Below are 23,365 nucleotides of genomic sequence, written 5' to 3'. Positions count from 1 at the left end.
CCGCCGAAGGCCGCCAGGGCGCCGGGGATCAGCGCCTTCTGGTCATTGGAGACCTGGCGCGCCGGCTTGGCCGGTGCGGCGGAGATGGGTTGGCCGGTGTCCTTGGCGGTACGTTTTGAGAATTTCACGCAACGTCTCCCTGGCAATGCATCCTGATGGGCGGGCTGACTCAGTGGCTACCGGAATGGCCGAAGCCGCCGGCGCCGCGTTGGCTGGCGTCGAACTCCTCGACCAGCTCGAAATGCGCCTGCACCACCGGCACCAGCACCAGTTGGGCGATGCGCTCGCCGATGGCGATGGTGAAGGGCGTCTGGCCGCGGTTCCAGCAGGACACCATCAGCTCGCCCTGGTAGTCCGAGTCGATCAGCCCGACCAGGTTGCCCAGCACCACGCCATGCTTGTGGCCGAGGCCGGAGCGCGGCAGCACCAGGGCGGCCAGGCCCGGGTCGGCGATATGGATGGACAGGCCGGTGGGGATCAGCAGGGTCTGGCCCGGCTCGAGGACGGTGTCTTCCTTGAGCATGGCGCGCAGGTCGAGGCCGGCGGAGCCCGGGGTGGCGTACTGCGGCAGGGGGAAGTCGCTGCCCAGGCGCGGGTCGAGGATCTTGGCTTGCAGAGCGTGCATGGCGGGTTCCGTAGACGAATGGTGTCAGGCGCGGTTCAGGCGCTCGGCGATGAAGGCCACCAGTTGGCGGGCGATCTTGCTCTTGCTGGTCTGGGCGAAGGCGCTCGCCTGCAGTTCGCGGTCGATCACGGTGATGGCGTTCTCTTCGCTGTTGAAGCCGATGGTCGGGTTGGCCACGTCGTTGGCGACGATCAGGTCGAGGTTCTTGTCCTTCAGCTTGCGCGCAGCATAGCCGAGCAGGTTCTCGGTTTCTGCGGCGAAGCCCACGCTGAAGGGACGATCCTGGCGGCCGGCGATGGTGGCGAGGATGTCCGGGTTGCGCACCAGCTGCAGGAGCAGGCCCTCGCCGCTGGCGGGGTCCTTCTTCAGCTTGTGCTCGGCGACCACTTCCGGGCGGTAGTCGGCCACGGCGGCCGAGGCGATCAGCAGGTCGCAGGGCATGGCGGCCTCGCAGGCGGCCAGCATGTCGCGGGCGCTGACCACGTCGATGCGGTTGACCCGGTCGGGCGTCGGCAGGTGTACCGGGCCGGTCACCAGGGTGACCTTGGCGCCGGCCTCCACGGCCGCCTCGGCGAGGGCGAAGCCCATCTTGCCGGAGCTGTGGTTGGTGATGTAGCGCACCGGGTCGATGTTTTCCTGGGTCGGGCCGGCGGTGATCAGCACATGGCGGCCGGTCAGCGCTTGGCGCTGGAAGCAGTCGGCGGCGCGCTGGGCCAGCTCGTCGGCTTCCAGCATGCGGCCGGGGCCGACGTCGCCGCAGGCCTGGCTGCCCGCGGCGGGGCCGAACAGGTGCATGCCGCGCTGCAGCAGGACCTTGGCGTTGGCCTGGGTGGCCTCGTCGCGCCACATGGCCTGGTTCATCGCCGGGGCCAGGGCGACCTGGGCGTCGGTGGCCAGCACCAGGGTGGTGAGCAGGTCGTCGGCCACGCCCTGGGTCAGCCTCGCCATGAGGTCGGCGGTGGCCGGGGCGATCAGCACCAGGTCGGCCCACTTGGCCAGCTCGATGTGGCCCATGGCGGCCTCGGCGGCCGGGTCGAGCAGGTCGAGGTGGACCGGGTGGCCGGACAGCGCCTGCAGGGTCAGCGGGGTGATGAACTCGCGGCCGCCGCGGGTCATGACCACCCGCACCTCGGCGCCCTGGTCGCGCAGGCGGCGGACCAGTTCGGCGCTCTTGTAGGCGGCGATGCCGCCGCCCACGCCCAGGACGATGCGTTTCCGATACAGCCGCTGCATAGGCCTGCCTTAATAATGTGGTGTGGATAGCAACGCGTGGAGGCGCCTCCCCAGGCCGACCAACGCGCCAAAAAAGCCGGGCTAAGATAGCACAGGGCCTGCGCCGGAACAGCGGGCTGCACGGGGCGCTTTCGCGCGCCGTCCATTCGTCACAAGGAGGTGCCATGAGCATACGCGACTGGCCCGCGGCGGAACGCCCGCGGGAAAAACTGCTGCAACTGGGGGCGGCGGCGCTGAGCGACGCCGAACTGCTGGCCATCTTCCTGCGCACTGGGGTGTCCGGCCACAGCGCGGTGGACCTGTCCCGCCGCCTGCTCGCCGACTTCGGCAGCCTGCGCGCCCTCCTGGAGGCCGATCTAGGCGCCTTCGGCCAGCGCCTGGGGCTGGGGCCGGCCAAGTACGCGCAGCTGCAGGCGGTGCTGGAGATGAGCCGGCGCCACCTGGCCGAGCGGCTGCGCCGCGACTCCGCGCTGGAGAGCCCGCAGGCGGTGCGCGACTACCTGAAGGCGCGCCTGCGCCATGAGCATCACGAGGTGTTCGGCTGCCTGTTCCTTGACGCCAAGCATCGGGTGATCTGCTTCGAGGCGCTGTTCTTCGGCAGCATCGACGGCGCCAGCGTCTACCCGCGCCAGGTGGTCAAGCGCGCCCTGGCGCACAATGCCGCGGCGGCCATCCTGGTGCACAACCACCCGTCCGGCATCGCCGAGCCCAGCCAGGCCGACCGCCTGCTCACCGAGCGGCTGCAGGAGGCCCTCGACATGATCGAGGTGCGCGTGCTCGACCACTTCATCGTCGGCGACGGCGAGCCGCTGTCGATGGCCGAGTACGGCTGGCTGTAGATCAGGGGGCCAGCTTCACCCTGGAGAAGTCCTGGCGGCCGAACGGGCTGACCTGGTAGCCGCTCACCTTGTCGCTGTGCAGGGCGAAGGCGGTGGGGTGGGCCAGCGGCAGCCACAGCGCCTGCTGCTGGATGATGGCCTGGGCCTGGCGGTACAGCGTGTCGCGCTGCTGCTGGTCGCTGGCGGCCTTGCCCTCGGCGATCAGCTTGTCCAGCTGCGGGTCGCAGTAGCGGGCGAAGTTCAGGCCGGACTGCACCGAGGCGCAGGCGAATTGCGGGGTGAGGAAGTTGTCCGGATCGCCATTGTCACCGGCCCAGCCCATGAACAGCAGGTCGTGCTCGCCGGCCTTGGCCCGGCGGATCAATTCGCCCCATTCGATCACCCGCACCTCCGCCTGGATGCCGATCTTGGCCAGGTCGGCCTGCAGCAGCTGGGCGCCGAGCGTCGGGTTGGGATTCAGCAGGCTGCCGGACGGCCGGGTCCAGAGAGTGGTCTTGAAGCCATCCGCCAGGCCGGCCTCGGCCAGCAGCGCTTTGGCCTTTTCCGGGTCGTGGGCGTAGCCGGGGAGGTCTTGCGCGTAGCTCCAGGTATTCGGCGGGTAGGGGCTGTTGGCCGGGGTGGCGCTGCCCTCGAACACGGCCTTGAGGTAGCTGGCCTTGTCGAAAGCCAGGTTGATGGCCTGGCGCACCTGGGGCTTGTCCAGCGGCGGGTGCTGACTGTTGAGGGCGACGAAGGCGGTCATGAAGGCCGGCGTCTCGCTGACCCTGAGCTTCGGCTCCTGGCGCGCGACCTGCACGTCCAGCGGCTTGGGCGACAGGGCGATGTGGCATTCGCCGCGCTTGATCTTCTGCAGGCGCACGTTGGCGTCCGGGGTGATGGCGAACACCAGGCCGTCCACGGCCGGCTTGCCGGCGAAGTAGTCGGGGTTGGCGGTGTAGCGGATCGCCGCGTCCTTCTGGAAACGCTTGAGCACGAAGGGGCCGGTGCCCACGGGCTGGCTGTTGAGCTTCTCCGGCGTGCCGGCGGCCAGCAGCTTATCGGCGTATTCGGCGGAATAGATGGAGGCGAAGCCCATGCTCAGGGTGGCGAGGAAAGTGGCGTCCGGGTGCTTGAGGACGAAGCGCACGCTGGTCGGCGACGGCGCCTCGACCCGTTCGACCAGCTCCGGCCACTGCATCGACTGGGCGTGCGGGTAGCCGCCGGCGGCGGTCTTGTGCCAGGGATGGCTCGGGTCGAGCATGCGCTGGAAGCTGAACAGCACGTCCTCGGCGTTCAGCTCGCGGCCCGGGGTGAACCAGGCGGTGCGCTGGAACTTCACGCCCGGGCGCAGCTGGAAGGTCCAGCTCAGGCCGTCGGCGGACACCTCCCAGCGCTCGGCCAGGCTGGGCACCAGCTCGCCGGTCGCGGCGTCGTAGTCCACCAGGCGGTTCATCAGCACGTCGGCCGAGGCGTTGGTGGTGGTCAGCGAGTTGTACTGCACCACGTCGAAACCGTCCGGGCTGGCTTCGGTGCACACGGCAAGGGTGGCGGCCTGGCTCAGCACGGGGGCGAGCAGCAGGGGCAGGGCGGCGAGACGCATCTCGGTTCCTCCGAATGGCAAGAGGCCCACCCTAGACAAAAGCGCCGTGCCACACAATCGAATCGGGCGACGAGCGGTCATCCCGGCGGCGCGGCGAGGGGCCGCCGTTCCTGGCCGGGAACGGCATTTGCCGGGTGCGGCGATCCTTGCGGGTGGTGGGGTGTTCTGGTATAAAGCAGCGCTCTTTTCTAGGGGCCCGGTCCTGCGGCGACGCAAACAGCCGGTAAGACCCCCGAGAAACGCGGCGCTGAGCGCCAAATGACTATTGAGTTCAAGCGGCCAACCCATGCCGGGTTGGGCATGTGGTTTAGAGGGCTGAGGCATGTCGAGAGTCTGTCAAGTAACCGGTAAGGGTCCGGTTACCGGGAACAACATTTCCCACGCGAACAACAAAACCCGTCGTCGTTTCCTGCCGAACCTGCAGCACCATCGCTTCTGGGTCGAGTCCGAGAAGCGCTTCGTGCGTCTGCGCGTTTCCGCCAAGGGCATGCGCATCATCGACAAGCGTGGCATCGACGTAGTGCTGACCGAGCTGCGCGCTCGCGGCGAAAAGGTCTAAGGAGACAATCATGCGTGAACTGATCCGTTTGGTGTCCAGCGCCGGTACCGGCCACTTCTACACCACCGACAAGAACAAGCGCACCACCCCGGACAAGATCGAGATCAAGAAATACGATCCGGTCGTCCGCAAGCACGTGATCTACAAGGAAGCCAAGATCAAGTAATTGATCCGGCCCTTGTACGAAGAAACCCGCCTCGGCGGGTTTTTTCTTGCCTGCGAAAAGGTGCGGGTAAAGGTGGACTGCTCATGATCGGTGGGAGCGAGCTTGCTCGCGAATGGCTCCGCAAAGAGCTTCGCGAACAAGTTCGCTCCCACAGAGGTTCGCGTTCAGGCTTTGGCCTCGAAGATCACGTACACCTTGCGGCAATGCTCCAGCACTTCCCAGGTGCCTTTCAGCCCGGCCGGGATGACGAAGCGGTCGCCGGCGCGGACGGTCCGCGCGTTGCCGTCCTGGTCGCGGATCACCGACACGCCCTGCAGGATCTCGCAGTACTCGTGCTCGGTGTAGTGGATCGTCCACTGCCCCGGCGCGCCTTCCCAGATGCCCGCGTTGAACTGGCCGCACGGGCTGCCGTAGTGGTTGCGCACGCTCTGCTCGGGGTCGCCCTTGAGGATCTTCTCGGCGGCGGGGCGGTAGTGCTCGGGCGCGGTGGCGGCCGTGGCGAAGTCGACGATCTGCTCGATGTTCATGGCGCTTCCTGTTGTTGTAAGACGCGAGTGTTCGGGAGTCTATGTTTGATAAAACGAACATTGCAAGACGGAACTCGGCCATCTGTCAAAAATATTGAAAAGGTTGGGCGCTCTGGTTTAGTGTTGCCTGCACGATGGCCGGCAATCGGCCTGGCAGAATAATTGACAGTGCGTGTTGTCGATTTGCGACACGCTTCCACTCGAGGAATCCTTGCATGACCACCCTGACCCGTGCCGATTGGGAACAGCGCGCCAAGAACCTGAAGATCGAAGGCCGGGCCTTCGTCCAGGGCGAATACACCGATGCGGTGGCCGGCGCGACCTTCGAGTGCATCAGCCCGGTCGACGGCCGCCTGCTCGGCCTGGTGGCCAGCTGCGACGCCGCCGACGCCGATGTGGCGGTGAGCCGCGCCCGCGCCGCCTTCGAGTCCGGCGCCTGGTCGCGCCTGGCGCCGGTCAAGCGCAAGGAGATCATGATCCGCTTCGCCGACCTGATCGACGCCCACGCCGAGGAGCTGGCCCTGCTGGAAACCCTGGACATGGGCAAGCCGATCGGCGATTCGCTGAGCGTCGACGTGCCGGCCGCGTCCCGCGCCCTGCGCTGGAGCGGCGAAGCGATCGACAAGATCTACGACGAGGTGGCCGCCACCGCCCATGACGAGCTGGGCCTGGTCACCCGCGAGCCGGTCGGCGTGGTCGCCGCCATCGTGCCGTGGAACTTCCCCCTGCTGATGACCTGCTGGAAGCTCGGCCCGGCCCTGGCTACCGGCAACTCGGTGGTGCTCAAGCCGTCCGAGAAGTCGCCGCTGACCGGCATCCGCATCGCCCAGCTGGCCATCGAGGCCGGCATCCCGGCCGGCGTGTTCAACGTACTGCCGGGCTTCGGCCACACCGTGGGCAAGGCGCTGGCCCTGCACATGGACGTTGACACCCTGGTGTTCACCGGCTCCACCAAGATCGCCAAGCAGCTGATGGTCTACGCCGGCGAGTCGAACATGAAGCGCGTCTGGCTGGAGGCCGGCGGCAAGAGCCCGAACATCGTGTTCGCCGACGCCCCGGACCTCGAGGCCGCCGCCCAGGCCGCCGCCAGTGCCATCGCCTTCAACCAGGGCGAGGTGTGCACCGCCGGCTCGCGCCTGCTGGTGGAGAACTCGATCAAGGACAGGTTCGTGCCCATGGTGGTCGAGGCGATCAAGACCTGGAAGCCGGGCAACCCGCTGGACCCGGCCACCAACGTCGGCGCCCTGGTCGACACCACCCAGATGAACAACGTGCTGAGCTACATCCAGGCCGGCCACGACGACGGCGCCAAGCTGGTGGCCGGCGGCAAGCGGGTGCTGGAAGAGACCGGCGGAACTTACGTCGAGCCGACCGTGTTCGACGGCGTGACCAACGCCATGCGCATCGCCAAGGAAGAAATCTTCGGCCCGGTGCTGTCGGTGATCGGCTTCGATAGCCAGGAAGAGGCCGTGGCAATCGCCAACGACACCATCTACGGCCTGGCCGCCGCGGTGTGGACCAGCAACCTGTCGCGCGCCCACCTGGTCGGCAAGGCCCTGCGCGCCGGCAGCGTGTGGATCAACCAGTACGACGGCGGCGACATGACCGCGCCGTTCGGCGGCTTCAAGCAGTCCGGCAACGGCCGCGACAAGTCGCTGCACGCCTTCGACAAGTACACCGAGCTGAAGTCCACCTGGATCAAGCTGTAACACTGCACGCGGGCGGCCGCGAGCCGCCCGGAGGTCCGCCCTACGGGGCCGGCTCCCTGGAGCCATACCTGCGGCCGGGTTTCTCACGAAACCCGGCCGCGTTGCATTGAGAGGACGGAAAAACCATGCGTTGGGGAACCTACTTCGCGGTGTGCGCCGCGGTGATCAGCATCGGCCTGGCCCTGGGCGTGACCATGCCGCTGGTCTCGCTGCGCCTGGAGAGCTGGGGCCACGGCAACTTCGCCATCGGCGTGATGGCGGCCACCCCGGCGATCGGCGTGCTGCTCGGCTCGCTGATCGCCGGGCGCCTGGCCGGGCGCCTCGGCACTACGCTGGTAATGCAGCTGTGCCTGCTGCTCGGGGCGGTATCGGTGGCGCTGCTGGCGCTGGTCCAGCACTACCCGGTGTGGCTGGGGCTGCGCCTGTTCCTCGGCGTGGCGCTGACGGTGGTGTTCATCCTCGGCGAGAGCTGGATCAACCAGCTGGCGGTGGAGCAGTGGCGCGGCCGCCTGGTGGCGCTGTACGGCACCGGCTACGCGCTCAGCCAGCTCGCCGGGCCGCTGCTACTGACCCTGCTCGGCACCAGCACCGATCTGGGCTTCTGGACCGGCACCGGGCTGCTGGTGTTCGGCTCGCTGGCGCTGCTCGGCCGCAGCGGCGCACCGCGGGTCGATGCGCACAGCGCCTCCGGGCGCGGCCTGTTCGACTTCTGCCGGCGCATGCCGACCATCGCCTGGGCGGTCGGCCTGTTCGCCGCCTTCGAGGCGATGATGCTGACCCTGCTGCCGGTCTACGGCCTGCACCAGGGCTTCACCCAGGAGGTCGCGCTGATGATGGCCAGCGTGGTGGTGGTGGGCGACGCCGCGCTGCAGCTGCCGATCGGCTGGCTCGCCGACCGGGTGCCGCGCAACGCGCTGTTCCGCCTGTGTGGCGTGGTCCTGCTGCTGTCCAGCCTGGGCGTGCCGCTGTTGCTGCACACGCCGCTGATCTGGCCGCTGTGGGTGCTGTTCGGCGCCAGCGCCGGCGGGTTGTTCACCCTGTCGCTGATCCTCATCGGCGAGCGCTTCCGCGACGACGAGCTGGTCCGCGCCAACGCCCATGTCGCCCAGCTGTGGGGCATCGGCTGCCTGCTCGGCCCGCTGCTGACCGGCGCCGCCAGCCAATGGCTCAGCGGCCATGCACTGCCGATGATGATGGCGCTGGGCGCGGCCGGTTTCGTCTGGCTGGCCTGGCGCGACAAGGGCGAGGCGGTGCCTGCCCGGTAGGGGAGCGGCCGGGCGCATCGACACTTCAGGGCATCGGTGCGCGCAGCCTGGGCGGCCCCGCGCACCCTGCGGGAGGGCGGGTTCGGGCCTAGAGCATGCGCTCCAGCCCGATCAGCTCGGCGAACCAGGCGTTGAAGCGGCGCCAGGTGCTGCCGGGCTCTTCGGCCAGTTCGCGCTTGCGGCCGTTGTCCTCGGTCAGCCAGACCACCCGCTCGTCGCGCAGGCGCACCTCGTAGCTGAGCGACGGCTGCATGCCTTCCAGCGCCAGGCGGCGCACGTGGCCGCTCAGTTCGACGCTGTCCACCAGCACGCCGACCTCGGTGTTCCACAGCAACGAGCGCGGGTCGAAGTTCAGCGAGCCGACGAAACTGTAGCGGCCGTCCATGACGATCGCCTTGCTGTGCAGGCTGGAGGCGGAGGCGCCGCTGAAACTGTAGGGTCCACTGCCGCCGGCCCCGCTGTCGCCCGGCTGGCGGCGCAGCTCGAACAGGCGCACGCCGTGCTCCAGCAGTTCGCGCCGGTAGGGCGCGTAGCCGCCGTGCACGGCGGGCACGTCGGTGGCTTCCAGAGAGTTGGTCAGCAGGCGGATGTTCACCCCGGCGTCGGCGTGGCCGGTGAGGTAGCGCATGCCTTCCTCGGCCGGCACGAAGTAGGCGGAGACCAGGATCAGCTCCCGCTCGATACCCGACAGCCGCGGCTCCAGCTGGGTGGCGAGCAGCAGCTGCGGGTCCGGCTCGCCGTCGGCCAGCACCTTGGCCGGGGCGTCCCACAGCGCCTGTCCCGGCGCCCAGATCAGCTCATCGAGCCAGTGCTGCAGGCGCGGTTCCTGCCGGTAGGTGTGCAGGCGCTGGTACAGCTCCTGCTGTTCCACCTTGGCCTTGTCCAGGTAGCGGTGCAGGCCCTGGCGGGCCTTGGCCAGGTCGCGCTGGTCCGGCGCCCACAGCAGGAACTGCTGGATCGGCTTGCTCAGCGCGCTGTTCCAGTACTGGTCGAAGCTGTGCGCCAGCTGCTCGGCCACCGGGCCGACGGCCAGCAGGTCGATGTCGGTGAAGTTGCGGCTGGGTTCGGCGTCGAAGTATTCGTCGCCGAGGTTGCGCCCGCCGACGATGGCCGCGCTGCCGTCGGCCAGCCACAGCTTGTTGTGCATGCGCCGGTGCTGCTGGCCGAGGTTCAGCGCGCGGCCGAGCACGCGGGTGACGCCGGTGGAGCGGCCCAGGTGCAGCGGGTTGAACACCCGTACCTGGATGTTGGGGTGAGCGGCAAGCAGGGCGATCTCGTAGTCGCGGCCGTCGCTGCTGGTGTCGTCCAGCAGCAGGCGCACGCGCACGCCCCGGTCGGCGGCGCCCAGCACCTCGTCGATCAGCGAGCGGGTGCTGAGGCCGTCATGCACGATGTAGTACTGCAGGTCGAGGCTGCCGCGCGCCGCGCGCACCAGCTCGGCGCGGGCGGCGAAGGCCTCGTCGCTGGCCGGCAGCAGGCGGAAGCCGGACTGCCCCTGGTGGCGGGCCGCGAGGTCGTGCAGCTGGCGGCCGAACGAGGATTCGGCGGGCGGCAGGGTCTGGCTCGGCTGGATGGCGGGCGGCGCGGCGCAGGCGGCGAGCAGCGCCAGCAGGCAGATCAGCAGGGGGCGGTGCACGACGATCTCCGGTCTTCGCGTCCTCTTGCTACGACGATGCCGTCCCGCCAAAGATTCCACCAATCGCACGTCGCTCAACGGCCTTCCAGCAGCCGCGCCGCGGTCTCGCCGACCAGGCGCACGGCGGCCTCCACCTCGGCGTCCGGCCGGGCCGCGTAGTTCATGCGCAGGCAGTTGCGGTACTTGCCCGCCGCGGAAAAGATGCTGCCCGGCGCGATCTGCACGCCTTGCGGCAGCAGCTCGCGGTTCAGGCGCTGGCTGTCGAAGCCCTCGGGCAGTTCCACCCAGATCATGAAGCTGCCCTGGGGCTGGCTGACCTTGGTGCCCGCCGGGAAGTAGCGGCGGATCCACTCCTGCATCTGATCGCGGCTGTGCTGGTACTGGGCGCGCATGCGGCGCACGTGGGGCTCGAAGTGGCCGTCGCGGATGAACTCGGCCAGCGCCAGCTGCGGCAATTGCGCGGTGGAGCCGGTGCCCATGTACTTCATGTGCAGCACCCGGTCGAGGTAGCGGCCGGGAGCGATCCAGCCGATGCGCAGGCCCGGCGCCAGGGTCTTGGAGAAGGAGCTGCAGAGCAGCACGCGGCCGTCCTCGTCGAACGACTTGATGGTGCGCGGCCGGGGGTAGCGGTAGGCCAGGTCGCCGTACACGTCGTCCTCGATGATCGCCACGTCGTAGCGCTGGGCCAGGGTCAGCAGGGCGCGCTTGCTGGCCTCCGGCATGATGTAGCCGAGCGGGTTGTTGCAGGTCGGGGTGAGCTGGATGACCTTGATCGGCCACTGCTCCAGCGCCAGTTCCAGGGCTTCCAGGCTGATCCCGGTGAGCGGGTCGCTGGGCAGCTCCAGGGCCTTCATGCCGAAGCCCTTGAGCGCCTGCATCACGCCGTGGAAGCTCGGCGAGTCCACCGCGACGATGTCGCCGGGCTCGCAGATCGCGCGCAGCGCGGCGGACAGCGCCTCGTGGCAGCCGGTAGTGATGACGATGTCCTCGGCGGGGATGCGGCAGCCGGAGTCGAGCAGCAGGCGCGAGACCTGCTCGCGTAGGCCGATGTCGCCGTAGATATTGCCGTAGGTCAGGCCGTTGAGGTCCTGGCGCCGGCTCAGGCGTGACAGCGAGCGCAGCAGGGGCCTGAGGGTCGGCTGGCTGATGTCCGGGCGGCCGCGGCCGAGCTGCAGCACGGACTCGTTCGGCGAGTTCGCCACCTGCGCCAGCACCTGGTCCCACTGGGATACCTCGACCGGCCGCTGGGCGGTGCGGCTGACCTGGGGCAACTCGGCGGCCGGCCGCGCGCTCGGCACGTAGTAGCCGGACTTCGGCTGCGGCCGGGCCAGGCCGCGATCCTCCAGTTCGCGGTAGGCCTGCTGCACCGTGCTCAGGCTCACGCCGTGCTCCTGGCTCAGCGCGCGCACCGAGGGCAGGCGGTCGCCGGGGCGGTACAGGCCCTGCTCGATGCGGGTGCCGAGCAGGTTGGCCAGGTTGAGGTAGAGCGTCATGACAGATGCCTCGGCGATTGCGCTGCGAGCGATACAGATGGGCTCAGAATAAGCCATTCAGCCGCGCGGTCGAGCCTTCTGTATGTATTTAATAGATCATTTTTGAATCTGTATCGTCCGTGCGCGCGCCGCCATCATGGTTGCCCAAGGGAGAAGCCTGGATGGAGGGCTGACCATGCGCGAATTCGCTGATCTGTACGGGGCGCTGCCGGAGCGCCGGAAGGCCGGCGAGCGATTCTCGCCGAAGGGCCTGGCGCTGCGCTGGCAGCGGCTGCTGCGGCGCATCAGGACCCGGCGCGCGCTGCAGAACCTGGACGCCAGGCTGCTGGCGGACGTGGGCCTGAGCGCCGAGCAGGCGCGGGCCGAGGCTTCCCGCTCGCTCTGGCAGCTGCTGCGGGAAGCCTGAGCGGCGGCCTCAGACCAGGCCGACCGCTTCCTTGAGCCGGTACCAGGCCATGCCCAGGGCCAGCAACGGCGAGCGCAGGTGGCGGCCGCCGGGGAAGGTCATGTGCGGCACCTTGTCGAACAGGTCGAAGCCGCTGCCCTGCTGGCCGGCGATGGCCTCGGCCAGCAGCTTGCCTGCCAGGTGGGTGGCGTTGACCCCGTGCCCGGCGTAGGCCTGGGCGTGGTAGACGTTGGGGTGCTCCCGCAGGCGGCCGATCTGCGGCAGGCGGTTGGCGCCGATGCCGATCATCCCGCCCCACTGGAAGTCGATGCGCACGTCCTCCAGGCCGGGGAACACCTGCAGCATCTTCGGCCGCATGTAGGCGGCGATGTCCGCCGGGTCACGCCCCGAGTAGTGGCAGGCGCCGCCGAACAGCAGGCGGTGGTCGGCCGAGAGGCGGTAGTAGTCGAGGGCCACGCGCTGGTCGCACAGCGCCATGTTGCGCGGGATCAGCGCGCGGGCGCGCTCCTCGCCCAGTGGCTCGGTGGCGATCACGTAGCTGCCGGCGGGCAGCACCTTGCCGCCGAGGGTCGGGTCCAGGCCGTTGAGGTAGGCGTTGCAGGCCAGCACCAGGGTCCTGGCGCGCACGCTGCCACGGGCGGTGTGCACCTTCACCTCGCTGCCGTGGTCGATGCGGGTCACCGGCGAGTGCTCGAACAGCTGCACGCCGAGCGACGCGGCGGCGGCGGCCTCGCCCAGTGCCAGGTTGAGCGGGTGCAGGTGGCCGGAGCCCATGTCGATCAGGCCGCCGCAGTAGCGGTCGGAGCCCACCACCTCGTGCATCTGTTCCGGGCGCAGCAGGCGCAGCTCGTGCCGGTAGCCGAGGCTTTCCAGCTCGGCCTTGTCCTCGGCGAAGCCTTGCAGGTGCGCGGGCTTGTTGGCCAGGTCGCAGTAGCCCCAGGTCAGGTCGCAGTCGATGGCGAACTCCTCGACCCGCTGGCGGACGATCTCCACCGCTTCCAGGCCCATCAGCTTGATGGCGCGCACGCCGTCCTGGCCGATCACCGGCTCGAACTGCTCGACGCCGTGGCCGACGCCGCGGATCAGCTGGCCGCCGTTGCGGCCGCTGGCGCCCCAGCCGACCTGGTGGGCCTCCAGCAGCGCCACCGAGAAACCCTTGCGGGCCAGTTCGATGGCGGTGTTCAGCCCGGAGAAGCCGCCGCCCACGATGCACACGTCCGCCACCTGCTCGCCGGCCAGGGGCGGGTACGCCAACTGGCGGTTGACCGTGGCGGCGTAATAGGACGCGGCGTGCTGGTCGCTGTGGACGGGCGGGTTGAGCCGGGCGGTCATGTGCGAAATCCTGATTGATGTGTTGTTAAAATTTGACGCAGGATAAGCGCGGTCCTTGCCGCTAGCCAAGAGGGGCGGATACTTTTTCCCGCAACGGGCGGCGAGCGGGCATCATGCGCCGCCGAAACCCTTCATCCCCTCCGCTTCCGGAACGCCCATGAGCTGCACCGACCGCAAGATCGACCACCTGCGCCGGCAGATCCCGCGCTTCGACTGCGTGCCCGGCTGCCACGACTGCTGCGGTCCGGTGACGGCCTCGTCGGAGGAGATGGCGCGCCTGCCGGTGAAGAGCGACGCCGAGCACGACGCCGCGCTGGCCGCGTTCGACTGCGTGCACCTCGGCCCGCAGGGCTGCACGGTGTACGACCAGCGCCCGCTGATCTGCCGCCTGTTCGGCACCACCCCGCGCCTGCCGTGCCCGCGCGGGCGGGGGCCGGAGACGCCGATCGAGCCGGCCGTCGAGCGCCAGGTGCACCGGTTGATCGCCAGCACGCGGCAGGTGCTGGTCTAGCGCGGGTTCGTGGATATAATGAGACTCACTTTCAAGTAGTCCGCAGCCGTCCCGATGACCCACTCCCCGCACGACGCCGCGCTGGTACACGCCCTGGCGCTGCATTACGACGATCTGGTCGAGTACATCCGCCGACGTTTCCAGGGCAGCCAGTTCGCCCGCGAGGTGGTGCACGACGTCTGCGTACAGCTGCTCGAGAAGCCCCCGCAGCAACCGGTGAAGGTGCCCTTCGCCTTCCTGCGCCGGGCGACCTTCAACCGCGCCATCGACCGGCGCCGCGCCGACAACACCCGCGATGCCCGCTTCGAGGCGGTGGCCGAGGTGCCTGACTGGCACATGCACGACCTGGACGGCGCCGCCGCGCTGGACTTCGAGCAGCAGCTCGAGGCCCTGCTGGCGATCATCGACGCGCTGCCGGCGCGCGCCCGCCAGGTGTTCCTGCTGCACCGCATCCACGACATGCCACAGCGCGAGATCGCCGGGGAACTGGGCATCTCGGTGAACATGGTGACCCAGCATTTCGCCCGCGCCCTGCGCGACATCGCCCGGGACTGGGAGCCGGCGCGGCTCGCCCTGGCCGGTGGGCGTCGGCAGCCATGAGCGACCGCGCGCGGCCCGACGACACGCCTGCCGACCCGCTGGCGCCCTTCGAGCAGGCGCTGCGCGCCCGCGTGCCGTCCCGGGAGGCCCTGCTCGCCGAGGCCAAGGCGCAGACTGCGCGCCAGCGGCGGCGCAAGCAGGTCCTGGGCGGCGGCCTGTCGGTGCTGCTGCTGGCGACCGGCCTGTGGTTGGCCGACCCTGTCTGGCAGCGCGAGGACGTACGCACGGCGGCCGGCGGGCGCGACAGACTGACCCTGGTCGACGGCAGCCGGGTGGTGGTCAACGGCGCTACCCACCTGCGTGTCGAGCGGCGCCTGCGCAGCCGCCAGGTCGAGCTGGTCGAGGGCGAGGCGACCTTCACCGTGGAGCACGGACCCACGCCGTTCATCGTGCGCAGCCAGAGCGTCGACGTGCTCGATATCGGCACGGTGTTCAACGTGCGCAGCGACAGCCGAGGCGTGGCGGTCGCCGTGGTCGAAGGCGCCGTCGAGGTCTCCGCGGGCGCGTCGCCTGCTCGCCGCCTGGACGGCGGCCAGCAGGTGCTGGCCCGGGCCGGCGCGTTGGGCGACACCGAGCGGATCGACCCGGCTCGCGCCACCGCCTGGCAGCAGGGCAAGCTGCGTTTCGACGGCACGCCGCTGAGCGAGGTGATCGTCGACCTCCAGCGCTACCGCCAGGCGCCGGTCCGCCTGGCCGATCCGCGCCTCGGCGCGCTGCGGGTGTCCGGCGAATACGACAGCGCCGCCATCGAGTCGCTGATCGACCTGCTGCCGGTGATCCTGCCGGTCCGCCTGAGCCGCGCCGGCGACGGCAGCGTGGTGGTGAGCGGACGCTGATCGGCGGGTCGCCCGGGGAAAACAACGATAATTTTTCCCAGGCGACCTCAACATCTCCCAAGGCTCATCCGCCACTCCCTGTGATCGTCACTTTCTGCTCGTTCATGGGGAGTTTCATGGATACCAAACCGACCACCGCGCCGTCCCGGCGCAGCCGCCTTTCCCTCCTGATCGCCGGCCTGGCGCTGGCCTCGGCCCTGCATGCCCAGGACGCCACCCACGCGCTGAACCTGCCGGCCCAGCCGCTGGACCAGGCGATCAACGCCCTGGCCGGGCAGACCGGCAGCCGCATCCTGTTCGCCACCGAGGTGGCCGAGGGCCTGAACGCGCCGGCGGTGAGCGGCGACCTGACGGTGGAGCAGGCGCTGCAGCGCCTGCTGCGGGGTTCCGACCTGACCGCCCAGGCGACCGCCGACGGCGGTTTCGTGATCGCCGCGCCGGTGGCGGGTGGCACGGCGCTGGAACTGGGGGCGACCACCATCCAGGGCCAGGGGATGGGCGAGGCGACCGAGAACTCCGGCTCCTACACCACCGGGCTGGTCAGCGTCGGCTCGAAGACCCCGACCAGCCTCAAGGACACGCCGCAGACGGTATCGATCATCAGCCAGCAGATGATCGAGGACCAGCGCATCACCACCCTGCCCGAGGCGATGAGGCGCGCGCCGGGCATCACCGTGCGCAACAACAACTACCACGTCGAGCAGTTCTTCTCGCGTGGCTTCAGCATCGACAACGTGCAGATCGACGGCGCGGCGCCGATGGACATCGGCAATGGCCTGGGCACCTTCTACAGCGACCGCCTGTACGACATGGCGTCGTACGACCATGTCGAGGTGCTGCGCGGCGCGAGCGGCCTGCTGGGCGGGACGGGTGACCCGGGCGGCATCGTCAACCTGGTGCGCAAGCGTCCGCTGGACAGCTACCAGCTGAAGTTCAACACCTCCGCCGGCTCCTGGGACAACTACCGCACCGAGGTCGACCTGACCGGCCCGCTGGCGTTCGACGGCAAACTGCGCGGGCGTGTGGTGGCGGCCTATTCCGACCACCAGTACTTCATGGACAACCGCAGCACCGAGAAGCCGTATCTCTACGGCATCTTCGAGGCCGACCTCACCGACGGCACCATGCTCACCCTCGGCGGCAGCTACGACAAACTCAAGGAGAACGGCACCGGCGACGGCCTGCCGCGCTACAGCACCGGCGGCGACGTGCACCTGCCGCGCAGCACCTGGTACACCACCGACGCCGCCTGGTCCGATAGCTACACCCGCGAGTGGTTCGCCAAGCTCGACCACGACTTCAACCAGGACTGGAAGCTCAACGCGTCCTATACCTACTCCTACAACGGTTCCACCACCGAGGGCATCATCCCCTACGGCTCGGTGGACGAAGCCACCGACACCGGGCCGTACTGGTGGGGCAGCTACGTCTCCAGCTGGAGCAAGCAGTCGGTGTTCGACGTCAACCTGTCCGGGTACTTCGATGCGTTCGGCCGCCAGCACGAGTTGCTGGTCGGGGGCGACTACCAGAAGGTCACCAGCCGCTGGCGCGGGGCCCCGGGCATGCTCGACAAGGGCGGCATGATCGACATCTGGAACCCCGGCGCCACGCCGTTGCCCAGCAACCGCTCCAGCCATGAGTTCTGGCGCGACTACTACCCCAACACCCGCGAGCAGTACGGCCTGTACTCGACCCTGCGCCTGCAGCTGAGCGACCCGCTGAAACTGGTGGTGGGCGCCCGTGCCCAGCGCTACAAGTTCGAGCAGGCCTACAGCATGCGCAAGAGCGACGGCACCGGGCCCTGGGTGGAGCAGGACGACGTGTTCGATCGCGAGCCGACCACCGTGGTGCCGTTCGGCGGACTGATCTATGCGCTGAATGACGACTGGTCGACCTACGTCAGCTACTCCGAGGTGTTCAAGCCCCAGGCGCAGAAGCTCAAGGGGCCGGAAGACGCGGCCACTTCCCTGGAGCCGATGACCGGCAAGACCTACGAGACCGGCATCAAGGGCGAACTGCTCGGTGGGGCGCTGAACGTCAGTGCCGCGCTGTTCTACACCACCCGCGAGCATCAGGCGGCGACCGATCCGGCGTATCCCAACCCGCCCTTCAGCTACAGCAGCTCCTGCTGCTTTCTGGCGCAGGACAAGATCACCAGCAAGGGCATCGACCTGGAAGCCACCGGCGAGATCGCGCCCGGCTGGGAGGTGCTGGCCGGATACACCTACAACCAGGTACGCAACGACACGCAAGAGACGCTCTACAGCACCGTCACGCCCAAGCACCTGCTCAAGCTCTGGACCACCTACACCCTGCCGGACACGTTGTCGGCCTGGCGTGTCGGCGGTGGCGTGACCGCGATGAGCCCGACCTACGTGGAGGGCGAGGCCTATCGCTTCGACGGCGACTGGAACGTCATCGACGCCCAGCCCTACAAGTTCAGCCAGTCGGGCTACGCGGTGTACGACGCGATGATCGAGTACGACGTGGACGAACACTGGACCGTCGCCCTGAAGGGCAACAACCTGTTCGACCGCCGCTACTACGCCAGTGTCGGCACCTCCGAGTACGGCAACTACTACGGCGAGCCGCGCAACTACATGCTGACCCTGCGCGGCACCTTCTGGTAAGCCTGCCCGCGCAGCGCGAAACGCCCGCCTCGCCGCGGGCGTTTCGCGTTCGACGCCCTGGTTACTCCGGCACCGGCAGCGTCAGCGACTCCTTCACCTCTTCCATGACGATATAGGACTTGGACTCGCGCACGTGCGGCAGCTTGAGCAGGATGTCGCCGAGCAGCTTGCGGTAGCTGGCCATCTCGTTGATCCGCGCCTTCACCAGGTAGTCGAAGTCGCCGCTGACCAGATGGCACTCCAGCACGTGGGGCAGCTTGAGCACGGCGCGGCGGAATTCCTCGAAGGTGTCGCCGGACTTGTAGTCCAGGCTGATCTCGACGAATACCAGCAGGCTGGCCTTGAGCTGCTGCGGATTGAGCCGGGCGTGGTAGCCCATGATGATGCCCTCGCGCTCCAGGCGGCGGACGCGCTCGGTGCAGGGGGTGGTGGACAGGCCCACCCGCTCGCCCAGTTCGGTGAACGAGATGCGCCCCTCCTCCTGGAGGATGCGCAGGATGTTGCGGTCGATCTTGTCCAGTTCACGGCGGCTCTGGTGCTGGGTTCTCATGGATGCCTCAAGTGGTTGCCGTCTCGGCTGGGAAATCCTCGGCCAATATAGTGGCCCGGGTAGTGGAAATCACTGCCTGGACGAAACGCCTTGATCTCGGCCGGCCCAGCCTCCACCCTGATTCCGAGTCGCCGGACGAGATGCCTGCATGTCCTTTCCCCGCCTGACGCGGATTCTGTTGCTGCTGATCCTTTGCGCTGTGCTCGGCTGGCTGGGCTGGGAACGCCTGCTGGCGGCCCAGGGCATCGACGAGCTGGACTGGCGCGGGCTCGGCCTTTCGCGCGACGGGCTGGCGCTGGACGAGTTGCAGGCGCGCCGGGACGGCCCCGACGGCAGCCGGCTGGTGGTGCGGGCACAGGGGCTGTTCCTGGCCTGGCCAGGCTCCCGGGACGGGCAGTGGGGGCTGGAGGAGTTCCGCGCCCGGGCCGTGCAGGCGAGCTGGCAGCCCGGAACGGCCGTCGACAATGAGCCGAGCGACCCCCAGGCCATCCTCGACGGCCTGCGCTGGGTGCCGCGGCGGGTGAGCGTCGAGGACCTGAGCCTGGACCTGCCCTGCGCCAGCGGGCGCTGCACGTTGCGCGGGAGCTTGCAGCTGGAGGCCACCGCGCTGCCGGCGACGCTGCGCCTGGACCTGCTGCAGGGCGAGCGCCGCGTGGCGGTGAACGCCCAGGCGGGGCGGCAGGCCGGCGAATGGCAGCTCGACGCCGAGGCGACCTTCGACGGCCAGCCCTGGCTGACCCTGGCCAGCCGCCTCCAGGCCGACAGTCCCACGCCGCTCTGGAGCGGCAACCTGCGGCTGGCGCAGATGGCCGATACCCGCCCGCTGTTCGCCTGGCTGAGCCAGTGGCTGCCGTCCGACGAGCGCCTGCTGCACGCCGAGGCCGCGCTGCGCTTCGACGCCGACTGGCAACTGACCCTGGCGAGCGCCGAAGACCCGCTTGACCTGAACCGGCTGCGCCAGGGCAGCGGTGCCTTCGCCGTGCAGGCGCAGCTGAAGAGTCCGCAACTGCGCCACGACACCCTGCACCTGCAGGGCATCGACCTGGACGCCCGCATCCAGGGCAGCCTCGCCGACGAGCGCCTGGCGCTCGCCGTGCAGGCGCCGTCGCGGCTGATCCTGGCCCAATTGCGGGTGGACCAGACGTTCACGGCCAAGGCCCTGCGCGCCGAGCTGGGAGGGCTGACCATCGCCCTCGACCCGTCCGCCGGCGCCGGGCTGGAAGGCCCACTCCAATTGAAGGTCGGCAGCCTGCAGCAGGAGCAGCTGCTGCCCTTGGGCTGGCAGTTCAAGGGCCAGGTACAGGCGGCCGCCGAGCGCCAGACCCTGCGCGGCACGCTGAGCAACGACGCCGGCCTGAGCGCCGAGCTGCAGGGCGACTACGACCGGCAGGGGGCACTGTCGCTGTCCGCCGCCTTCGGCGAAATCTTCTTCCGCGCCGGCAACCCGCTGAGCAAGACCCTGGTGGCCTGGCCGCCGCTGCTGGAACTCGCCAATGGCCGGCTGACGGCCAAGGCCAGCCTGCGCAGCGACCCCGGCCGGCCGCTGGCGCTGCAGGCGGGGCTGCAGTTCAGGGGCCTCGACGGCATCTACGACCGTAGCGAACTGCTTGGCCTGGGCGGCCGGCTCGACCTGCGGCTCGATGGCCAGCAACTGGCGCTGGAAGTCCCCGAGCTGAACCTGAACCAGGCCAACCCGGGGCTGCCCATCGGCCCCCTGCAGTTCCAGGGCCGCTACGCCGCCAGCCTCGACCGGCCGGCCGCCGGGCAACTGAGCTGGACCCGCGCGAGCAGCGGCCTGTTCAAGGGTGAGGCGTCGCTGGAGCCGGGCCGGGTCGACCTGAGCCAGGCCGGCCAGCGCCTGACGGCCCGGCTCAAGGGGCTGCAACTGGACGAGATTTTCCGGGTCTACCCGGCTGAAGGATTGGCCGGTCGTGGTGCCCTGTCCGGCCAGTTGCCGGTGCTGGTCGACCCGAAGGGCGTGCGCATCGAGCGTGGCAGGGTGGCGGCCGAGGCGCCGGGCTATCTGCGCTTCCGCTCGGAGAAGATGCGCGCACTGGGGCGCAGCAACCCCGGCATGCAGCTGGTGGTCGATGCCCTCGACGACTTCCACTACGACCTGCTCGAAAGCGCCGTTGACTATGATGAACACGGCAAGCTGACCCTGGGGCTGCGTCTGCAAGGGCGCAACCCGGACCTGGAAAAGGGTCGGCCGATCAACCTCAACGTCAACCTGGAAGAGGACGTGCCCGCCTTGCTTACCAGTCTGCAGCTCACCGACAAGGTCAGCGAAACCATCCGCCAGCGTGTCCAGGAGCGTCTGCGCCAGCGCAACGTGCCCGCCCCATGATCCGGGAGATCGCCATGCGCCCGAGCGCCCTGTTCTGTCTCGTCCTGCTGGTCGCCGCCTGTACGCCCACCGTGCAGCTGGCGGTGCCCAACGAACCGATCAACATCAACCTCAACGTGAAGATCGAGCACGAAATCTACATCAAGGTCGACAAGGCCCTGGACTCGATCATCAACGAATCCAGCGGCCTGTTCTGAGTCGCTGCAAGGAGCCAAGAGCATGAAACTGCGTAGCAAACTGGGATACGGCGTGCTGGTGCTCTGCCTGAGCCTGCCGGCCTGGGCCATGAGCCTGAGCGAAGCGATGTCGGCGCTGGGCCCGGCCAAGGCCAGCGGCCAGCTCGGCGAGCAGCCGGACGGCTATCTGGGCGTGGTGAGCAGCGGGGGCCAGGCGACGGAGATCGCCGAGCAGATCAACCAGGCGCGGCGTGCCGAGTACCAGCGCTTGGCCAAGGAGAACGGCCTGCAGCTGGGCGACGTCGAGGCCATGGCCGGGCAGAAGGCGCTGGATAAGACGCCGTCCGGGCAGTACATCCAGGTCAACAACAAGTGGGTGCGCAAGTAGCGCACCGCCTCGCCGCGCCAGGCGCGCGGCGAGACATTCTCCTGCTGTTCCGCCGTTTTTTCCTTTGCTGGCGCCTTTCCTGCTCGCGTGAAACGCCTTATGGCCGAGCTTTCCCCTCGAATATTGCCTTTTAAACAGTGAAAAGACCTATCTGAGTCTTTCTATACTGCGCGCATTGCGGGTCCATATTTTCACGAGGCGGAGCAGTCCGCGGCGAGGAGGCGACAATGCGTGTTCTGGTTCTCGGCAGCGGGGTGATCGGCACCGCCAGCGCCTACTATCTGGCCCGTGCCGGGTTCGAGGTAGTGGTGGTCGACCGCCAGGACGGCCCGGCCCTGGAAACCAGCTTCGCCAACGCCGGCCAGGTCTCCCCCGGCTACGCCTCGCCCTGGGCCGCCCCGGGCGTGCCGCTGAAGGCCATCAAGTGGCTGCTGCAGAAGCACGCGCCGCTGGCGATCCGCGCCACCGGCGACATCGACCAGTACCTGTGGATGGCGCAGATGCTGCGCAACTGCACCGCCGCCCGCTACGCGGTGAACAAGGAGCGCATGGTGCGCCTGTCCGAGTACAGTCGCGACTGCCTCGACGAACTGCGCGCCGAGACCGGCATCGCCTACGAAGGCCGCCAGCTCGGCACTACCCAGCTGTTCCGCACCCAGGCCCAGCTCGACAACGCCGCCAAGGACATCGCCGTGCTGGAAGCCTCCGGCGTGCCCTACGAGGTCCTCGACCGCGCCGGCATCGCTCGCGTCGAACCGGCCCTGGCCGGCGTCACCGACAAGCTGGCCGGCGCCCTGCGCCTGCCCAACGACCAGACCGGCGACTGCCAGATGTTCACCACCCAACTGGCGGACATGGCCAAGGCCCTGGGCGTGGAATTCCGCTTCGGCCAGAACATCCAGCGCCTGGACCACGCCGGCGACCGCATCAACGGCGTGTGGATCGACGGCAAGCTGGAGACCGCCGACCGCTACGTGCTCGCCCTCGGCAGCTACAGCCCGCAGCTGCTCAAGCCGCTGGGCGTCCGCGCGCCGGTCTACCCGCTCAAGGGCTACTCGCTGACCGTGCCGATCACCAACCCCGACATGGCGCCGGCCTCGACCATCCTCGACGAGACCTACAAGGTCGCCATCACCCGCTTCGACAACCGCATCCGCGTGGGCGGCATGGCGGAGATCGCCGGCTTCGACCTGAGCCTCAACCCGCGTCGTCGCGAGACGCTGGAAATGATCACTGCCGACCTCTACCCCCAGGGCGGCGACCTGGCCCAGGCGAGCTTCTGGACCGGCCTGCGCCCGGCCACCCCGGACGGCACGCCCATCGTCGGCGCCACGCCGTACCGCAACCTGTTCCTCAACACCGGACACGGTACCCTTGGCTGGACCATGGCCTGCGGCTCCGGCCGTTTCCTCGCCGACCTGATGGCGAAGAAGCGCCCGCAGATCAGCGCCGAAGGCCTGGACATTTCCCGTTACGGCAAGACCAAGGAGACCCACAAGCATGTCCATCCAGCGCCGGCACATTGAGAAACGCTACAGCGAGATCGTCCTCCACAACGGCACCGTCTACCTGGCGGGCCAGCTGGCCGACGACTACAGCGGCGACATCGCCGAGCAGACCCGCCAGACCCTGGCCAACGTCGACCGCGCGCTGGCCGAGGCCGGCAGCGACAAGGCCCGGATTCTCTCGGTGACCATCTACCTCAAGGACATCGCCGCCGACTACGCCGGCCTCAACCAGGTGTGGGACGCCTGGGTCGCCGAGGGCGCCGCGCCGGCCCGCGCCTGCGTCGAGGGCAAGCTGTACGACCCGCGCGCCCTGGTGGAAATGACGGTCATCGCCGCCCAGAACTGATTCCCTGACTCGCCCGGCACCCCCACCGGGCTTTTTTTTAGCCATGTCCCAATCGAGTGTTGCTGGCGGTGCTGCTTGACCCTGTGGGAGCGGACTTGTCCGCG

23 protein-coding genes are annotated in these 23,365 nt (G+C 68.9%); 15 read left to right on the top strand and 8 right to left on the bottom strand.

Going from position 1 to position 23,365, the window contains the following annotated elements; translation table 11 throughout:
* Positions 1-169: 169 nt before the first annotated feature.
* Both dut and coaBC read right to left on the bottom strand, forming a co-directional pair.
* Positions 170-625 carry a dUTP diphosphatase gene (dut, locus tag N5D30_RS20000; protein WP_279910384.1) on the bottom strand — a complete coding sequence of 152 codons (456 nt, stop codon included), beginning with the start codon at positions 623-625 and terminating at the stop codon, positions 170-172.
* Between the two features lie 24 nt (positions 626-649).
* Positions 650-1,858: a bifunctional phosphopantothenoylcysteine decarboxylase/phosphopantothenate--cysteine ligase CoaBC gene (coaBC, locus tag N5D30_RS19995; RefSeq protein WP_220811271.1), complete on the bottom strand. Its 1,209-nt coding sequence runs from the start codon at positions 1,856-1,858 to the stop codon at positions 650-652.
* 164 nt (positions 1,859-2,022) lie between these two features.
* Between coaBC and radC the strand changes: the two genes are divergently transcribed.
* Complete coding sequence (gene radC, locus N5D30_RS19990; protein ID WP_220811272.1) at positions 2,023-2,697, top strand: DNA repair protein RadC; 675 nt, start codon at positions 2,023-2,025, stop codon at positions 2,695-2,697.
* Position 2,698: 1 nt separating this feature from the next.
* On the opposite strand, the gene N5D30_RS19985 is transcribed toward radC, so the two are convergent.
* Positions 2,699-4,276, bottom strand: a complete 1,578-nt coding sequence (locus N5D30_RS19985) for an ABC transporter substrate-binding protein (protein ID WP_279910383.1) — start codon at positions 4,274-4,276, stop codon at positions 2,699-2,701.
* A gap of 322 nt (positions 4,277-4,598) precedes the next feature.
* On the opposite strand from N5D30_RS19985, the gene rpmB reads away from it, so the two are divergent.
* Positions 4,599-4,835, top strand: coding sequence for a 50S ribosomal protein L28 (rpmB, locus tag N5D30_RS19980; protein ID WP_220811274.1), 237 nt, complete (start codon positions 4,599-4,601; stop codon positions 4,833-4,835).
* A gap of 10 nt (positions 4,836-4,845) precedes the next feature.
* Positions 4,846-5,001: a 50S ribosomal protein L33 gene (rpmG, locus tag N5D30_RS19975; RefSeq protein WP_012703270.1), complete on the top strand. Its 156-nt coding sequence runs from the start codon at positions 4,846-4,848 to the stop codon at positions 4,999-5,001.
* 164 nt (positions 5,002-5,165) lie between these two features.
* On the opposite strand, the gene N5D30_RS19970 is transcribed toward rpmG, so the two are convergent.
* A complete protein-coding gene (locus tag N5D30_RS19970) occupies positions 5,166-5,528 on the bottom strand; it encodes a cupin domain-containing protein (protein ID WP_220811275.1) in 363 nt (120 codons plus the stop codon).
* Positions 5,529-5,743: 215 nt separating this feature from the next.
* Here N5D30_RS19970 and N5D30_RS19965 point away from each other — a divergent pair, with 215 nt between their 5' ends.
* Together N5D30_RS19965 and N5D30_RS19960 are read left to right on the top strand one after the other, a co-directional pair.
* The gene (locus N5D30_RS19965; protein ID WP_279910382.1) at positions 5,744-7,237 is read left to right on the top strand and encodes an aldehyde dehydrogenase; all 1,494 of its coding nucleotides are present in this window, start codon (positions 5,744-5,746) and stop codon (positions 7,235-7,237) included.
* Between the two features lie 125 nt (positions 7,238-7,362).
* Positions 7,363-8,502, top strand: a complete 1,140-nt coding sequence (locus tag N5D30_RS19960) for an MFS transporter (RefSeq protein WP_279910381.1) — start codon at positions 7,363-7,365, stop codon at positions 8,500-8,502.
* An 88-nt stretch (positions 8,503-8,590) separates the two neighbouring features.
* On the opposite strand, the gene N5D30_RS19955 is transcribed toward N5D30_RS19960, so the two are convergent.
* Entirely contained in the window at positions 8,591-10,144 is a 1,554-nt protein-coding gene (locus N5D30_RS19955) for a phospholipase D family protein (protein ID WP_279910404.1), read from the bottom strand.
* Between the two features lie 68 nt (positions 10,145-10,212).
* The gene (locus tag N5D30_RS19950) at positions 10,213-11,631 is read right to left on the bottom strand and encodes a PLP-dependent aminotransferase family protein (protein WP_279910379.1); all 1,419 of its coding nucleotides are present in this window, start codon (positions 11,629-11,631) and stop codon (positions 10,213-10,215) included.
* A 175-nt stretch (positions 11,632-11,806) separates the two neighbouring features.
* Between N5D30_RS19950 and N5D30_RS19945 the strand changes: the two genes are divergently transcribed.
* Complete coding sequence (locus N5D30_RS19945) at positions 11,807-12,037, top strand: DUF1127 domain-containing protein (protein WP_220811279.1); 231 nt, start codon at positions 11,807-11,809, stop codon at positions 12,035-12,037.
* Between the two features lie 9 nt (positions 12,038-12,046).
* On the opposite strand, the gene N5D30_RS19940 is transcribed toward N5D30_RS19945, so the two are convergent.
* Positions 12,047-13,369, bottom strand: a complete 1,323-nt coding sequence (locus tag N5D30_RS19940; RefSeq protein WP_279910378.1) for an FAD-binding oxidoreductase — start codon at positions 13,367-13,369, stop codon at positions 12,047-12,049.
* 157 nt (positions 13,370-13,526) lie between these two features.
* On the opposite strand from N5D30_RS19940, the gene N5D30_RS19935 reads away from it, so the two are divergent.
* The 4 genes from N5D30_RS19935 (at position 13,527) to N5D30_RS19920 (ending at position 17,946) form a co-directional block, all read left to right on the top strand.
* Entirely contained in the window at positions 13,527-13,880 is a 354-nt protein-coding gene (locus N5D30_RS19935) for a YkgJ family cysteine cluster protein (RefSeq protein ID WP_220811281.1), read from the top strand.
* Between the two features lie 54 nt (positions 13,881-13,934).
* The gene (locus tag N5D30_RS19930; RefSeq protein ID WP_279910377.1) at positions 13,935-14,480 is read left to right on the top strand and encodes an RNA polymerase sigma factor; all 546 of its coding nucleotides are present in this window, start codon (positions 13,935-13,937) and stop codon (positions 14,478-14,480) included.
* Entirely contained in the window at positions 14,477-15,316 is an 840-nt protein-coding gene (locus tag N5D30_RS19925) for a FecR domain-containing protein (RefSeq protein WP_279910376.1), read from the top strand. Before N5D30_RS19930 ends, N5D30_RS19925 begins: the two co-directional genes overlap by 4 nt.
* 116 nt (positions 15,317-15,432) lie before the next feature.
* Positions 15,433-17,946, top strand: coding sequence for a TonB-dependent siderophore receptor (locus N5D30_RS19920; protein ID WP_279910375.1), 2,514 nt, complete (start codon positions 15,433-15,435; stop codon positions 17,944-17,946).
* Positions 17,947-18,007: 61 nt separating this feature from the next.
* Here the strand turns inward: N5D30_RS19920 and dadR are convergent, their stop codons facing one another.
* Positions 18,008-18,496: a transcriptional regulator DadR gene (gene dadR / locus N5D30_RS19915; RefSeq protein ID WP_220811285.1), complete on the bottom strand. Its 489-nt coding sequence runs from the start codon at positions 18,494-18,496 to the stop codon at positions 18,008-18,010.
* A 148-nt stretch (positions 18,497-18,644) separates the two neighbouring features.
* Between dadR and N5D30_RS19910 the strand changes: the two genes are divergently transcribed.
* The 5 genes from N5D30_RS19910 (at position 18,645) to N5D30_RS19890 (ending at position 23,261) form a co-directional block, all read left to right on the top strand.
* Positions 18,645-20,843 (top strand): YdbH domain-containing protein, encoded by a 2,199-nt coding sequence (locus N5D30_RS19910; protein ID WP_279910374.1) that lies wholly within the window; start codon positions 18,645-18,647, stop codon positions 20,841-20,843.
* A 14-nt stretch (positions 20,844-20,857) separates the two neighbouring features.
* Positions 20,858-21,040 carry a YnbE family lipoprotein gene (locus tag N5D30_RS19905; RefSeq protein WP_220811287.1) on the top strand — a complete coding sequence of 61 codons (183 nt, stop codon included), beginning with the start codon at positions 20,858-20,860 and terminating at the stop codon, positions 21,038-21,040.
* A 22-nt stretch (positions 21,041-21,062) separates the two neighbouring features.
* A complete protein-coding gene (locus N5D30_RS19900) occupies positions 21,063-21,407 on the top strand; it encodes a YdbL family protein (RefSeq protein WP_279905494.1) in 345 nt (114 codons plus the stop codon).
* A gap of 227 nt (positions 21,408-21,634) precedes the next feature.
* Complete coding sequence (dadA, locus tag N5D30_RS19895) at positions 21,635-22,933, top strand: D-amino acid dehydrogenase (RefSeq protein ID WP_279905493.1); 1,299 nt, start codon at positions 21,635-21,637, stop codon at positions 22,931-22,933.
* On the top strand, positions 22,908-23,261 hold the full coding sequence (locus N5D30_RS19890; protein ID WP_279910368.1) for a RidA family protein: 354 nt from the start codon (positions 22,908-22,910) through the stop codon (positions 23,259-23,261). The genes dadA and N5D30_RS19890 overlap by 26 nt, the downstream gene beginning before the upstream one ends.
* The last annotated feature ends 104 nt before the right edge of the window (positions 23,262-23,365 follow it).

Origin of the sequence: Pseudomonas sp. GD03875, from assembly GCF_029840585.1 — a bacterium.
GTDB classification, from domain to species: Bacteria; Pseudomonadota; Gammaproteobacteria; order Pseudomonadales; family Pseudomonadaceae; genus Aquipseudomonas; species Aquipseudomonas paralcaligenes.
The sequence above is the reverse complement of the archived record's forward strand: the minus strand, read 5'-3'. Positions and strand labels throughout refer to the sequence as shown.